The 12,974-nt window shown below is 67.4% G+C and carries 10 protein-coding genes and 2 pseudogenes; 1 reads left to right on the top strand and 11 read right to left on the bottom strand.

All coding sequences use genetic code 11. The features are described from left to right. Positions 1–96: 96 nt before the first annotated feature. From QMX82_RS24240 to QMX82_RS24230, 3 genes are all read right to left on the bottom strand, one after another. Complete coding sequence (locus tag QMX82_RS24240) at positions 97–705, bottom strand: FMN-dependent NADH-azoreductase (protein WP_208694475.1); 609 nt, start codon at positions 703–705, stop codon at positions 97–99. 757 nt (positions 706–1,462) lie between these two features. After that, positions 1,463–2,836, bottom strand: a complete 1,374-nt coding sequence (locus QMX82_RS24235; RefSeq protein WP_282288345.1) for a PepSY-associated TM helix domain-containing protein — start codon at positions 2,834–2,836, stop codon at positions 1,463–1,465. Between the two features lie 89 nt (positions 2,837–2,925). Beyond that, a complete protein-coding gene (locus QMX82_RS24230) occupies positions 2,926–3,333 on the bottom strand; it encodes a hypothetical protein (RefSeq protein WP_208694477.1) in 408 nt (135 codons plus the stop codon). Positions 3,334–3,435: 102 nt separating this feature from the next. Here QMX82_RS24230 and QMX82_RS24225 point away from each other — a divergent pair, with 102 nt between their 5' ends. After that, positions 3,436–3,981, top strand: coding sequence for a GNAT family N-acetyltransferase (locus tag QMX82_RS24225; protein WP_208694478.1), 546 nt, complete (start codon positions 3,436–3,438; stop codon positions 3,979–3,981). On the opposite strand, the gene cobF is transcribed toward QMX82_RS24225, so the two are convergent. The 8 genes and pseudogenes from cobF to QMX82_RS24190 all read right to left on the bottom strand — a co-directional run. Further along, positions 3,948–4,709 (bottom strand): precorrin-6A synthase (deacetylating), encoded by a 762-nt coding sequence (gene cobF, locus QMX82_RS24220; RefSeq protein ID WP_208694479.1) that lies wholly within the window; start codon positions 4,707–4,709, stop codon positions 3,948–3,950. The genes QMX82_RS24225 and cobF overlap by 34 nt on opposite strands. Positions 4,710–4,783: 74 nt before the next feature. Beyond that, positions 4,784–7,399, bottom strand: a complete 2,616-nt coding sequence (locus QMX82_RS24215; RefSeq protein ID WP_208694480.1) for an excinuclease ABC subunit UvrA — start codon at positions 7,397–7,399, stop codon at positions 4,784–4,786. Positions 7,400–7,448: 49 nt separating this feature from the next. Next, positions 7,449–8,087, bottom strand: coding sequence for an HNH endonuclease (locus QMX82_RS24210; RefSeq protein WP_261793976.1), 639 nt, complete (start codon positions 8,085–8,087; stop codon positions 7,449–7,451). Positions 8,088–8,160: 73 nt separating this feature from the next. Continuing rightward, complete coding sequence (locus QMX82_RS24205) at positions 8,161–8,730, bottom strand: Sbal_3080 family lipoprotein (RefSeq protein ID WP_208694482.1); 570 nt, start codon at positions 8,728–8,730, stop codon at positions 8,161–8,163. Positions 8,731–8,941: 211 nt separating this feature from the next. Then, positions 8,942–10,135: a DUF2252 domain-containing protein gene (locus tag QMX82_RS24200; RefSeq protein WP_208694483.1), complete on the bottom strand. Its 1,194-nt coding sequence runs from the start codon at positions 10,133–10,135 to the stop codon at positions 8,942–8,944. Between the two features lie 129 nt (positions 10,136–10,264). Continuing rightward, positions 10,265–10,861, bottom strand: a pseudogene (locus QMX82_RS26200) (methyl-accepting chemotaxis protein); the annotation flags it as partial. A gap of 261 nt (positions 10,862–11,122) precedes the next feature. After that, positions 11,123–11,896: pseudogene (locus tag QMX82_RS26195) on the bottom strand (CHASE3 domain-containing protein); the annotation flags it as partial. A gap of 350 nt (positions 11,897–12,246) precedes the next feature. Next, the coding region (locus QMX82_RS24190; protein ID WP_282288330.1) for an aminotransferase-like domain-containing protein at positions 12,247–12,974 on the bottom strand (728 nt) is incomplete at its 5' end.

Genomic DNA, 12,974 nt, shown 5'->3' with positions numbered 1-12,974 from the left:
CGCTCAGCCCAACCTACGAGACTGTTCGCACGCGCCGATTTGCCCCCTCTCCCCCTGGGAGAGGGTTGGGGTGAGGGTAGCCCCTGCAGCCAGCGATCAGAGCTTGCCCACCAGCGCCACGGCGTTCTGTTTGGCCTGGTCGCGCGAAGCCTGGTCGACCTCGGCACCGAACAGGGTCTTTTCCACCACCACGGTATGCATCCGGTCGATGCCGACCATCTCGCACCAGGTGCGCAGATAGGATTCCTGATGCTCCTGGCGATCCAGGACCGCACCGCGGGCGGCGATCACCAGTGCCTGGCGACCGCCGAGCAGGCCATTGAGGCCGCGCTCGTCGAAGGTGAACAGCAGGTCCTTCTGGCTGACCACGTCGAACAGCTGCTTGAGCTTGTAGGGGATGCCGAAATTCCAGCAGGGCACGCCGAACACCAGCACATCCGCGGCCTTGAAGCGCTGTGCCAGCGCCTTGGCCACTGTCCAGGCGTGCGCCTGCTCGGCGCTGAGGGACTCGCCCTGGATGCCGGCGTATTTGGCGTCGAGGATGGGACCGTCGAATTCCGGCAGGTCGCAGTGCCAGGCATCGAGGGTATCCACCTCGGCGTCGGGATGTTTGCCCTGCCAGGCCTGGATGAAGGCAGTGGCGACTTCCAGCGAGGCGGAGCGATCCTGGCGGGGCGAACCTATCACGTGCAACAGACGGGGCATGGGCGGATCCTTGAAGGATGGGGATTGCGATAACTATAAGCATCTCGCCGGGGTGCGCCAGCCTCGAAGGGGGTGTGCCGATGGATGGTCTGGGAGGTGGTCGCTGGCCTGACGATTGGTGTTGGGCGGGCCCTCACCCCAACCCTCTCCCAGGGGGAGAGGGGGTGGTCTGGCGCGGGCGGGAGGCTGCATTCCACGCGTTCCGCATAGGCACAGGCGGAAAACGCTGCGCGGTTTTCCACGCTACGGCTGCGATTTGGGGCGGGCCCTCACCCCAACCCTCTCCCAGGGGGAGAGGGGGTGTTCTGGCGCGAGCGGGAGGCTGCATTCCGCGCGTTCCGCATAGGCACAGACGGAAAACGCTGCGCGATTTTCCACGCTGCGGCTGCGATTTGGGGCGGTCCCTCACCCCAGCCCTCTCCCAGGGGGAGAGGGGTGTTCTGGCGCGAGCGGGAGGCTGCATTCCACGCGTTCCGCATAGGCACAGGCGGAAAACGCTGCGCGATTTTCCACGCTGCGGCTGCGATTTGGGGCGGGCCCTCACCCCAACCCTCTCCCAGGGGGAGAGGGGGCAGCCTGGCGCGGACGGGAGGCTGCACTCCACGCATTCGGCATTGGCACAGCGCTGTAGGGTGGACAACGGCGTAGCCTTGTCCACGCGTTCGGCGTCGCTCGGGCGGAAAACGCTGCGGCTGGGTGAGGGAGGCTCCGTAGGTTGGGTTGAGCGCAGCGAAGCCCAACAACCACCCAGCCCACCTCAGGCCGAGCCGGCCTCCGTGCGCAGTGCCGGGCCGCGCAGACTGAGCAGGGTGTCCAGCAGCAGGAACAGCAGCAGGCTGCCGCCCAGCACCGGCAGGCACAGACCGAGCAGCAGGGCCGTCGCCGGCACCAGCAGACGCGGCAGCGGCGACAGCTGGCGCCAGAGGGCGAGCAGGCCGGGTTGCGCCGGATCGCGGCTGGGCCGGCGGCGCCACCAGAGCAGATAGCCCCAGACGGTCATCACCAGCAGGCCCAGGGCGATGGCCGCCAGCACCAGCTGGTTGGCCAGGCCGAACAGCACGCCCATGTGGGCATCGATGCCCCAGCGGGTCAGCTTGGCCGGCAGCGAGTACTGGGCGAAGCGCACCTGATCGACCACCTTGAAGCTGGTCGGGTCGACGGCGACGGCGTCTACCCGGGTCGGCCAGCGCCGGTCGATCTCACTGACCGTCCAGGCCTTGTCGGCACTGCGGGCCGGGCGGATCTCCAGCTTGCCGGCGTCGATGCCGGCGGCGCGGGCGCTGGCCAGTACCCGGTCGAAGGTGGCCGGATCCAGAGCTGGCTCCATGGCCATGTGCATGACGCCATGGTGATCGGCGTGCTCGTAATGGGCCATGGCGGGTACCGGCGCGGTGCCCAGGGCGGTCTTCACGCCTGGCGTGGACCAGCCGTAGTGGGCGCGCAGCACGCCGATGTTGTCGCCGGCGAAGCGCGACCAGGTCAGGCCGGTGACGGAGAGGAACAGCAGGCCACCCAGCAGCCAGACGCCGGTACTGGCGTGCAGGCCGCGCAGGCCCCGGGCCGGGCGGCGCTGGCGGCGACGCACCAGCCACAGGGTCAGGCCGCCGAGGGCCGCGACCCACAGCCAGGAGGCGGCCAGTTCGCTGTAGAGACGACCGGGCTCGCCCAGCAGCAGGCTGCGGTGGAACTGGTCGATGGTGGTGCGCAGCGGCAGGATGCCGCTGGTGCCATAGACCGCCAGATCGCCGCGGATGGCGCCGGTGACCGGGTCGATGAACAGCGCTCGATGGGTCGACTCGCCCAGCGCCGGATCATTGAACATCACCCGGGTGGTATCGCCCTCGGCAGGGGCCGGGCGCACCGCGCCCAGGGTCAGGGTGGGGCCTACCGCGGCCTGGGCGATATGGACCTGCTCGGCCAGCGGAAGGGGCTTGCCGCGACTGGGGGTGTGCAGGGCCTCGGCATAGAGGTGCGCCTCGAGTTGCGGCGTGAGGGCATAGATCAGGCCGCTGGCGGCGGCCACCAGCAGGAAGGGACCGACGAACAGACCGATGAGAAAATGCAGCCGCGCCAACAGCTGCAGCAGCGGCCCCGGCGTCTTGGCGGCCGGAGCGGAGGGGTGCGAAGTCATAGCGTTCACCACGGAGCGACGCGCAGCCAGCGAGAAGCCACGCGCGGGATTACGAAAAAGGAGGACAGCCGTCTTTCGTCGCCGGGGTGTCAGGGGGCCTGGGGATGGAGCGTGGAGCGTCGTGCGCGCGGTGGCGGCGGCAGGGCGCTCTGGTAGCGAGGACGATGAGGATCGCCGGGACGCAGCAGCCACTGCAGCACGATGGCGGCCAGCGTGGCGAGGAACAGGGTGGCGGCGAAGACGCAATCACCCGTGGGGGAAAGGGTGGTCACGCTGCCGCTTGGCAGGCCCGCATGCATGCCGGCCATGTCACCCTGGGCGGTCTGGGCGTGCAGACCGTGATGGTGCTCGTGTGCCTGGGTAAGGGGCGGCAGGACCGGCAGGGTCAAGCGCGCCAGCATCTGACCGTGGCCCAGGGCGCAGACGAGTCCGTTCAGCAGGATGCAGGCGAGCAGCATCCAGGCGAGCGAGGCGCGCGGTGAACGGACGGTTTTCATGGCGGGGGACTGTATCATCGTCGCGGGCGGCGCACAGCCCGGCCGGCGCGGCCCTGCGCCGAAATGTCGCGCCCTGCCGCTGCCAGAGAGACGCACAGGACCATGAGCGAAGCGCCACCCATTACCCTCGAACGGCTCACCGTGGCGGATGACGAGACGCTGAGCTTTTTGCTGGCGAGCTATCACGAGCTGTTCGGTAGCCGGGTCGAGGCGACCGCCTTGCCCCGGGATCTACAGCGCTTCGCCGACCACTATGGCGCGGGTCGCGGCTGCCTGCTGATCGCCCGGGGCGCCGCCGGAGAGCCCCTCGGCAGCATCGGCTACCGGCCCTACGACCGGCGCTTTGCCCAGCTGGCCTATCCCGGCGAGCGGGTGGCGGAGGTGGTGCGGCTGTATGTGGCGGCCCGGCAGCGACGCCAGGGCCTGGCGCGGCGGCTGTTCGCGGCGCTGCTGGCCCAGGCGCGCCGCGACGCGGTCGAGCGCCTCTATCTGCACACCCATCCCTTCCTGCCCGGGGCCGAGGCCTTCTGGCTCGACCAGGGCTTCCAGGTCGTCGCGCGGGAGACGGCCTTGCCCTGGCAGACCCTCCATCTGGACCGATGGTTGGACAGCCCTCAGGCGTCCGCCGGCCCCCGGCAGAGCAGATAGGTGTCCATGATCCAGCCATGTTCTTCGCGCGCGGCGCTGCGCACCCGGTGGATCTCCTCGGCTACCTCCTGCAGCGGACCGGCGATGAGGATCTCGTCCGCCGTACCGACGTAGGCACCCCAGTAGATATGCAAACCGGGCTCGTCCAGGCGGCGATAGGCTTCGTGGGAATCGAGCATCACCACCAGGCTGTCCAGGTGCGCGGGGAAGCGCTCCAGGCGCCGGCCGGGGGTGATCTCCAGGGCCTGGCCGATTCGATTGAGCGGCACCCGGTGGCGCGCGGCCAGGGCCTGGACGCTGGAGATGCCGGGGATCACCTCGTAGTCGAAGTCCAGCCGGCCTTCGCGCCGGATCGCCGCCAGGATGCGCAGGGTGCTGTCGTACAGCGCCGGATCGCCCCAGACCAGGAAGGCGCCGCATTCGTCGTCCGCCAGCTCGTGCTCGATCATCTCCACCATCAGCGCCTGTTTGGCGGCGTTGAGGTCGTCCACCGCCAGACGATAGTCGCCTGTGCGGCGGCGCTCGGGGATGGGCGCGGTGACGAACCGATAGTCCGCCTGGCGGATGTGGCGAGCACAGATGGTTTCACGCAGGTGGATCAGGCTGTCCTTTTCCGTGCCCTTGTCGAACAGGAAGAAGGTACTGGCGCGATTGAGGGCGGCGACGGCCTGGAGGGTGAGGTAGTCGGGATCGCCGGCGCCGATGCCGATGACCAAAAGAGTTTTCATCGCGAAAGCCTGCTCCTGAGGATCTGGGTCGTCAGTCTAGCGAGAATGGCCGGGTACTCCAGCCCGGCATTGTCTCAAGCCTCGAACAGGGGCCGCAGATAGGGCGCCGTGGGGCTGGCAGGATCGTCCGCCACCGCGCGGGGCGTGCCGCAGGCGACGATGCGGCCACCGGCCGTGCCGGCGCCGGGGCCGATGTCGATCAGCCAGTCGCTGCCGGCCACCACCTGCAGGTTGTGCTCCACCAGCACCACCGTGTTGCCTTCGTCGACCAGGCCGTGCAGCTGGCGCATCAGGCGCTCCACGTCGGCCGGGTGCAGACCGGTCGTAGGTTCGTCCAGCACATAGAGGGTGGTGCCTCGGCTGGTGCGCTGCAGTTCGGTGGCCAGCTTGATGCGCTGGGCCTCGCCGCCGGAGAGTTCGGTGGCCGGCTGGCCCAGGCGCAGATAGCCCAGGCCGATGTCGGCCAGCACCCGCAGCGCGCGCGCCACCGAGGTTTCCTCGGCGAAGAAGGCCAGGGCCTCGTCCACCGTCAGATGCAGCACCTCGGCGATGGTCTTGCCCTGCCAGCGCACCTCCAGGGTCTCGGGGTTGTAGCGCGCGCCCTGGCAGGTGGGGCAGGCGGCATAGACGCTGGGCATGAACAGCAGCTCGACGCTGACGAAGCCCTCGCCCTCGCAGGTCGGGCAGCGGCCCTTGGCGACGTTGAAGGAGAAGCGTCCGGCGTCGAAGCCTCTCTCCTGCGCCTCGGGGGTGGCGGCGAACAGCTTGCGCACCCCGTCGAACAGGCCGGTGTAGGTGGCCAGGTTGGAGCGTGGGGTGCGGCCGATGGGCTTCTGGTCCACCGGTACCAGCCGGCGGATACCGCCGAGGCCACCGACCACCTGCCCGGTGGTGGCGGGCAGGGCATCGCCGTCCAGTTCCGGGGCTTCGTCGCCGTCTTCGGCGGCGCGCTGGCCCAGTTCGGCGCCCACCAGTTCCAGCAGCGCCTGGCTGACCAGGCTGGACTTGCCCGAACCGGAGACACCGGTCACCGCCGTCAGGCAGCCCAGCGGAAAGGCGGCGTCCAGGCCCTGCAGGTTGTTGCGGGTGACCCCGGCCAGCCGCAGCCAGCCCTGGGGCTCGCGGGGCGGCCGGGTCTCGCGTTGCGGCGCGGCGAACAGATAGCGCGCCGTCACCGATTCCTCGACCTCGGCCAGACCGGCGGGCGGGCCGCTGTAGAGTACCCGGCCACCGCCTTCGCCGGCCGCGGGACCGACATCCACCAGCCAGTCGGCGCGCTTCATGGTGGCCAGGTCGTGCTCCACCACGAACAGCGAATTGCCCTGGGCCTTGAGGCCGTCGAGGGCTTCCAGCAGCGACTCGCCATCGGCCGGATGCAGACCGGCGGAGGGTTCGTCCAGCACATAGACCACGCCGAACAGCTGGGACACCAGCTGGGTCGCCAGGCGCAGGCGCTGCAATTCACCGGAGGAGAGGGTGGTGGTGCTGCGTTCCAGCGCCAGGTAACCGAGGCCGAGGCGAGTCAGGGTCCGCAGCCGTTCCAGCAACTCGCTGGCCATGCGCTGGGCGGCCAGGCGTTTTTCCGGGGAAAGATCGGGGGTACGGCGTACGTCCGGAGCGCTGGCGTGATCGCTGCCGCCGGCGGCCTTGCGCCGGGCACGATCCTGCTTGCCGGCCTTGGCGTCCAGCGCGCGGGCATCCTTCGCCTCATCGAAGTCGCCGGCAGCGACCCGACGCAGCAGCACGGTGAGGTCGTCCAGCGGCAGCCGCGACAACTCGCCGATGTCCAGGCCGGCGAAGGTCACCGAGAGCGCCGCTCGGGTCAGCCGCTTGCCGTGGCACAGCGGGCAGGTCTGGCCGATCATGAAGCGCGCCGCGCGCTGCTTCATCTTGGCGCTCTGGGAATTGGCGAAGGTGTGCAGCACATGGCGCCGCGCCCCGGTGTAGGTGCCCTGGTAGCTGGGTTCGGCCTTGCGCTTGAGCGCGGCGCGGGTCTGCTCGGGGGTGAGGCCGGCATAGACCGGCACCGTGGGCTGCTCCTCGGTGAAGAGGATCCAGTCGCGCTGCTGTTGCGGCAGGTCGCGCCAAGGCGTGTCGATGTCATAGCCCAGGGTGACCAGGATATCGCGCAGATTCTGCCCGCCCCAGGCGGTGGGCCAGGCGGCAATGGCGCGCTGGCGGATGGTCAGCGACGGGTCCGGCACCATGGAGGCCTCGGTCACCTCGTAGACCCGGCCCAGGCCGTGGCACTCCGGGCAGGCACCCTGGGGCGTGTTGGGCGAGAAGTCCTCGGCATAGAGCATCGCCTGGTCGGCGGGGTAGCGGCCGGCGCGGGAGTAGAGCATCCGCACCAGGCTGGACAGCCCCGTCACGCTGCCCATGGACGAGCGACTGTTGGGCTGGCCGCGCTGCTGCTGCAGGGCCACCGCCGGCGGCAGGCCCTCGATGGCCTCCACCTGGGGCACCCCGACCTGGTCGATCAGTCGCCGCGCATAGGGCGCCACGGATTCGAAATAGCGCCGCTGGGCCTCGGCGTAGAGGGTGCCGAAGGCCAGTGACGACTTGCCCGAGCCGGATACGCCGGTAAAGACCACTAGGGCATCGCGGGGGATGTCCACGTCGACGTTCTTCAGATTGTGCTCGCGGGCACCGCGGACGGAGACGAAACCGGGACGGGGGGAGGAGGGCATGGGCGAAGTACAGCCTTGTTCAGGAACGTGCAGAATCGGACCTTGCGAGTTAGTAAGAGTCTCCGCTCAGTTCGAATTTATGGTTTGGGAAAGCCTTAAATCGCTCCAGTCCGTCCCAATGGCTGACTACGATGGGAAACGCTCTAGGGTCCAGCAGGCCAATTTCCTCCAGGCGATAGGACATCTTGCCAAAGTTGCAGGCAGCACAGGTCACAACCAGGTTATCCAGCTCGTTGGTACCGCCTGCGGAGTGGGGCACGACATGATCGTACTGAGCCCATAACACCTGAAAGCCCGCATGCTGGGAGGCATTGGCCCTACCCCAGCTGACGGCCTCGGGATACAGCGCGACCGCCTTCTTCCGAATTTCCGCGCGAATCACGGGTAGTCCACAGAAGCGGCAATGAAAGCCGTCGCGCTCATGAAGGCTGCGGATTTGAGCGTTAGTGGGCATCCTGGCTTTGACAGGCATCGTAATAGGTAAGGGCGGCAACCTGGTCACCGTCACGTAAGGACTGGCTCGGCCCCATATGGACTCCAACCATTGCCGCGAAAGCTGACAGTCAGCGAGCGTGAACAACCTTGCAGCGTCCATTGCATAGCCCGCGTGGTGTGCGGATACCGCAGCATCCAGATAACGAGCGACATCGAAGAGCGCGGGAGTGGGCGGGCGAAAGCAGCGTTTCATGGTCACTGCCTGCATCTCGCCCGACATCTATTTAAGGTGCTTTTTTGAATGAGCAATGACAGAGTACGAAGTGTCACTGGGCCATGATTTCCCGATAACGTCTCGAGTACTCTTCATAAGATAACCCCTGACCTTGAAGAGCCTGGATCCGGGCTTCCTTGGACGAGGCGCTAGGCACCGATACGTTGGCGGGTGCCTGATACTTGCGGACGAGATCTCCGGCACCCCGGGGAAACAACTCGTTTGCAAGCTGGTTGATTTTGTTTTCGGCGTTGATGAACTTGTCCGGTCGGCCCGAACCCCAGCGAGAGTCGTATATAGCCTGGCCAATTTGACGTCCATTCTGAAACACGCGAATATCCGCGAACTTCATGTACAGCGCCAGATCCCAACCCCACGTTCCGGTGTATGTGGTGGAAAGGTCGCACTCGGCGGGATTCGAACCAGCAGGTAGTGGCTTGACCTTGAATCCTTTCTGTTCAAGGGCATTGACATAGGTGGTGTTGAAGCCCGATCTGAGCCCCGCCGCAGGGACAGTACAGATCTCAGAAGAGTTCGACCCAGACAGCTCGGCCGGGACCACCTGCTGTTTTATGCTGCAGCCGCCCAACAACGCAGCCAAGATAATGACCGTCCTTTTCACTGAAACCTCCTTGTAAAAAATAGAAGTTTAAGTGCGGCATGGCATTGTCTGCCGTAAAAATTGGCAGGACGGGCAAAAGGAGGGGAAGAATGGTAGCGAATGCCAAAGGCCTCGCTACCATTCTCTTGGGTCACTTGCGGTACAAGGGCCGTGAGTTGTAGTCCGCAGGTGGCCACATGGAGGCCTGTCTGGAGATTTGGCGCTTACCTGATCAATCCTGCGCATGCTCCAGAGCATAGGCGCGGCAGTGGGCCAGGTAGCCCATCTCGTGGGCGCCTACCAGTTGCACCACGCTGCTCCACAGCCAGGAGGGCGCATCCAGGGTGCGGGTGCGATTGCGCTGCAGATCGCTCATCCACTCGACGCGGGTGGCCAGGTCCATCTGCCGGGCGTGGGCGCGGCCGACCACCCGGGCCAGGTAGGCCGCGGCGCTCATGGCTTCGCGGGCGCTGAGTTCGTCCAGTTCCAGCTTGAGATCCTGGGGCAGCAATTCGCGGATGAAGAAGGAGTGATCCAGCAGGCGCACCGCCAGCATGCGATTGCCCAGGGCTGGGGAGAGCTGGCGGGCGCCTTCCACCACCCGCTTGCCGTTGTCGCGGGGCATGGTGGCATGGGCCACGCGCGGAGCGGCGGCGGCCACCGCCTGCTTGACGTCGATCAGGCAGTAGTCCTGGTCATCGCCGTCGTCCACGCCCAGCAGCACGGCGTAGCGGCGCAGGCCCAGGGAGCTGCAGCCCTTGACCCAGTAGGCACTGTCGAGCAGTTCGACGCGGCTGTCGTGGCTGCGGCCCTTGAGCGAGGTCACCAGGGCATGGAGGCCCGGCGTCTCGCACAACTCGGCGATGGCCTGGCGCTCGGCCTTGCTCAGCTGCCAGAAGTGCTTGCCCAGCGGCAGCTTGGGTCGAGTGTTTTCCATGCGCTCCTTGGCCAGGTGCTTCCAGGTGCGTTGCACCGCGCTGCGCATCCCGGCCTTGACCTGGGCCGGCCGCGGCACTTCACGCTCGAGATCGTCCTCGAAGGCTATCTCGTAGCCGCGCATCATCTCTTCGAGCATCCGCGCCGTGGTCACCCCCGGCAGGTCGGAGCCACGTGCCGCGGTGGCCAGCGACAAGGCCAGGCGCACCAGGTCGTGGGCCGGGTTGCCGACCACGGTCTGGTCGAGGTCGCGGATGTTGACGTCGGTGGAACCGTGCAGGTCGCCGGTGGGGCCCAGGTTGCCGGCATGGCAGTCGCCGCAGATCCATACCGCCGGCCCATTGGGCAGGTTGCGGCCGGGCTGGCTGTGCAGCCACTCGTAGAACTGCACCGTGCTGCCGCGCACATAGGCATGGGCGGAGCGGGCCATTTTCAGATTGCGCAGCTGGTTGAGGCGGGGGAGACGATCGACGGGACGCGGGGTTTTCATGCAGGGCGCAGGCCTTGAGGGAGACGCCTTTGTGACCGTTGCGCTGAATGAATGTTGCGAAGTGTTTAGGCAAGTCGATCCCGGCCAGGTGCCGGGATCGAGGGGACAGGCTGCGGGGGAGGCCTGGCGCTAGCAGCGGAACTGGCTGATCTGGCGATTCAGGTCGTTGGCCAGGGCGTCCAGGGACACCGCGGTCTGCACCGTCTCGCCGATGGCTTCGCTGTTCTGCTGGGCCATCTGCGCCAGACGCTCCACGGTACGGGCGACGTCGTGGCTGGCGGCGGTCTGCTCGCGCAGGGCCAGGGAGATCTGGTTGACCACCCGCACCACCTTGTCCGAGGCGGTGTTGATGCTGACCACCGCCTCGCCTGCCTGGTTGGCCAGGTCGACCCCGCCATTGACCTGGCGGACGCCCACCTCCATGTCGCTCATGGCCGCCTGGGTCGCCGCCTGGATCTTCTCGATCATGGCGGCGATCTCCTGGGTGGAATTGGTGGTGCGTTGCGCCAGCTGGCGCACCTCGTCGGCCACCACGGCGAAGCCGCGTCCCTGTTCGCCGGCCCGCGCCGCCTCGATGGCGGCATTCAGCGCCAGCAGGTTGGTCTGGTCGGCGATGCCCTTGATCACGCTGACGATGGAGGATACCCGCTCGGAATGCTCGCCCAGTTCGCCGATGCGGGTGGCCGAGGACTGCACGGTACCGGCGATGGATCTCATGCTGTCCACCGAGGCCTGGATGGTCTGGCCGCCGTCCTGGGCCAGCCGACCCGACTGGCTGGAGAGGTCATGGGCCTCCCCGGCATTGTCCGAGACATGGTTGATGCTGACGGTCAGCTCTTCCACGGTAGCCGCCATGCTGGAGGCGGCGCTGGACTGTTCCTGGGCGGCGGCGGACAGCTGCTGGGAATTGGCCGAGATGCTGTGGGAGGCGGCGACCAGGTGATCGGTGCCCTGCTTGATCCCCTGGATCATGCCGCGCAGTTTGTCCTGCATCTGGGCGAAGGCGGTCAGCAACTGGCCCAGTTCGTCGCGCCCGCCAGCGGGAATCGGCGAATCCAGCTGGCCGGCGGCGATGGTGCGGGCGACGGCGACGGTCTGGGCCAGCCGGCCCACGATGGTGCGGGTCAGCGACCAGGCGATGCCCAGCGCCAGCAGGGTAGCGAGCAGGCCGCCACTGATGAGGATCGCCATGGCCTGCTGCTTGGCGTCGTCCATCGACTGGGTACGGCCGTCCAGCAGGCGATTCTCGCGGGTCTTGAGCTGCGCCAGCAACTCGCGCATGCCATCCATCCTGCCCTTGTCCTGGGCGGTGGCGATGCGTGCGGTCAGGGCATCCAGCGGCTGGGTACCGGCATTGACCTGCCGGCGCAGGGCCAGGATCTGCTGCACGGACTCAGTGTTCCACTGCTGCTTGGCCTGGCCCAGCTGAGCCAGGCCGGCCTGCTGTTCGGGATTGTCGCGGGTGAGCTGGAGCAGCTCCTGCAGCTGCTCGGCGAACTGCTGCTCGCCCTTGTTCAGGGGGTCGAGAAATTCCTCCTTCCCGGTCAGGGCGAAACCGCGCATGCCGGTTTCCATGTTGACCAGCGCCAGCAGGGCCGCGTCTGAATCCTGCAGGACACGGTAGGAGTGGATGTTCTGCCGGACAGCCTGGTTGACCTGGTTGAAGCCCTGCCAGGCCGCCAGGATCAGCGCCAGGATGATGACCAGAATGGCACCGAAGCCGAGTCTGAGTTTGTTCGCGATGGTCAGCTGTTGCAGCATGGAAAGGCCTCACGCGCCAGGTTGTCGACTCACGCCCAGGGGGCAAAGGGTTGGGGTACAGCGAGCTAGCGGAGGGGAACGCGACTGATCCGTGTCTTGCGTCGACGGTGGGGACGCGTGGCTCCTGATAGTGCCGGTACCGCGGCTGACTCCAGTCGCGCCGCGCCTAGCCGAATACAGGCCGAAAAAAGGCCGGTATTTCACGCGAGAGTGGCAGGCTAGAGCCTTCGAGCCTGGTCTTTGAGCGGCCACTCTTGAAAAAGTTTTGTGTGACGCAATAAACATTTTCGCGCTTCGCAGAGGCGCTGGAGGACGGTCCGCTGCGAAGGTCAGGCGCGCAGAACGGGCCGTCAGCGTTCCAGGCGGGCCAGCCGGCGAGCCAGTTCGCCGGCTTCCGCCGCACTGGCGACATTGGTGAACCCCAGCAGCAGCCCCTGGGCCTGGGGCGCTTCCAGATACCAGCGCGACAGGGCCTGGACCCCCAGGCCATCGGCCCGGGCGGCCTCCGCCCAGCGTTGGTCATCGCCCTGGTGCAGGCGTGCCAGCAGGTGCAAGCCGCCGGCCTGCAGATCGATCCGTACCGCGTCGCCCAGGCTGTTCGCCAGCGCCTCTGCCAGCCACTGGCGGCGCTGTCGGTAGAGACTGCGCATACGGTTGAGATGGCGGGCGAAGTGCCCCTCTTCCAGAAAGCTCGCCACCGTGGCCTGCAGCAGCAGGGGCGCGTGGTTGTGCAGCCGGTCGGCGCTGTGGCCGAAGGCGGCGACCTGCGCGGGCGGCACCACCAGGTAGGCGAGGCGCAGGCCGGGGAACAGGACCTTGCTGAAGGTCCCGGTGTAGAGCACCCGACCGGCGTCATCCAGGCTCTTGAGCGCGGGTAGCGGCTTGCCCTGGTAGCGGTATTCGCTGTCGTAGTCGTCCTCGATGATCCAGGCGTCCTGCCGCAGCGCCCAGTTCAGCAGTGCCAGCCGCCTAGGCAGGGCGAGGGCGACGCCCAGCGGACTCTGGTGACTGGGGGTGACCAGGGCGCACCGGGCGGCCGGTGCCCGGGCGAGACCGGCGGCGACGTCCAGTCCCGCCG

This window comes from Pseudomonas sp. PS02302 (assembly GCF_029959585.1).
GTDB lineage: Bacteria > Pseudomonadota > Gammaproteobacteria > Pseudomonadales > Pseudomonadaceae > Chryseomonas > Chryseomonas aestiva.
This window is presented reverse-complemented; position numbering and strand designations above follow the sequence as displayed.

Bases quoted from the DNA above. Each gene is read 5' to 3' on its own strand.
- QMX82_RS24240 (WP_208694475.1), bottom strand. From the start codon at position 705: ATGCCCCGTCTGTTGCACGTGATAGGTTCGCCCCGCCAGGATCGCTCC.
- QMX82_RS24235 (WP_282288345.1), bottom strand. From the start codon at position 2,836: ATGACTTCGCACCCCTCCGCTCCGGCCGCCAAGACGCCGGGGCCGCTG.
- QMX82_RS24230 (WP_208694477.1), bottom strand. From the start codon at position 3,333: ATGAAAACCGTCCGTTCACCGCGCGCCTCGCTCGCCTGGATGCTGCTC.
- QMX82_RS24225 (WP_208694478.1), top strand. From the start codon at position 3,436: ATGAGCGAAGCGCCACCCATTACCCTCGAACGGCTCACCGTGGCGGAT.
- cobF (WP_208694479.1), bottom strand. From the start codon at position 4,709: ATGAAAACTCTTTTGGTCATCGGCATCGGCGCCGGCGATCCCGACTAC.
- QMX82_RS24215 (WP_208694480.1), bottom strand. From the start codon at position 7,399: ATGCCCTCCTCCCCCCGTCCCGGTTTCGTCTCCGTCCGCGGTGCCCGC.
- QMX82_RS24210 (WP_261793976.1), bottom strand. From the start codon at position 8,087: ATGAAACGCTGCTTTCGCCCGCCCACTCCCGCGCTCTTCGATGTCGCT.
- QMX82_RS24200 (WP_208694483.1), bottom strand. From the start codon at position 10,135: ATGAAAACCCCGCGTCCCGTCGATCGTCTCCCCCGCCTCAACCAGCTG.